Here is an 823-nt window from a genome sequence, read left to right as displayed (position 1 = left end):
ACCACCAGTGGCGGCACCACCAGCGCGTCGGTCTCGCGTGTGGTGCGAGTGGGCATCGGCTCGCCGAGACTGGTCGCCTCGGTGCGCCAGGTCCCGCCGGCCGGGGTGAGCATCGCCGCGCCCACGAACTTCTCGATCCCGATCCGGATCCGTTCGAGGGTGTTGTCGGCGAGGGGTTCGTCCCGGTCACCGATGCGGTCCCCGGGCGGCAGGCTCCAGTCGATGGCCACCGACGCCGGTGTGGTGATCGGCTCGGCGATCGCGTACCGGCACGCCTTCGACGGGCACCGGTAGACGTACTGGCCGTGACGCACGCCGTAGCGGCCCATCTGCGTGCCGGGCTTCTTCCACGACTGGATCGCGTCCACGACCTGCTCGCAGCTCGGGCACCATGCCTTCGGGCGCAGCCACTTGTCCCAATCCGGGCGCCGCCCCAGCGATTTGAGCCAGTACGCGATGTAGAGCCGGTCGCGGGACTGCGGCACCGGCAGGCAGGTGCGCGGCAGCACGTGCGCGGAATTCAGGGCGATGACCCGGGTCTCGTAACCGAGGTCCTGGATCTCGCGCAGCCACCGATGCCGGTCGTCCCACTTCCAGCACTGCACGACGTTTTCCATCACCCCGGCCAGCACCGGCTTGCCGCGCGCGGCCATCGCACGCAGATACCGGGGAATCTGCTCGACCAGCGCCCGGCTGCGCCCGGACGCCGGATCCTCGACGATGCCGAGTTCCTCGTCGAACCGGTACTGGTTGCTCTGGTCGAAGTAGCGTTTCTGTCCCTTCGCGTCCGTCCATTCCGGGCACGCCGGGCTCGCCCAGAACA

The 823-nt window shown here is 69.4% G+C and carries 1 pseudogene; it reads right to left on the bottom strand.

The annotated features are described in order from the left end of the window. A pseudogene (locus A5780_RS41160) lies at window positions 1–823 on the bottom strand (DNA cytosine methyltransferase); the annotation flags it as partial.

Source organism: Nocardia sp. 852002-20019_SCH5090214 (genome assembly GCF_001665865.1).
In the GTDB taxonomy this organism is placed as follows: Bacteria; Actinomycetota; Actinomycetes; order Mycobacteriales; family Mycobacteriaceae; genus Nocardia; species Nocardia nova.
The sequence above is the reverse complement of the archived record's forward strand: the minus strand, read 5'-3'. Positions and strand labels throughout refer to the sequence as shown.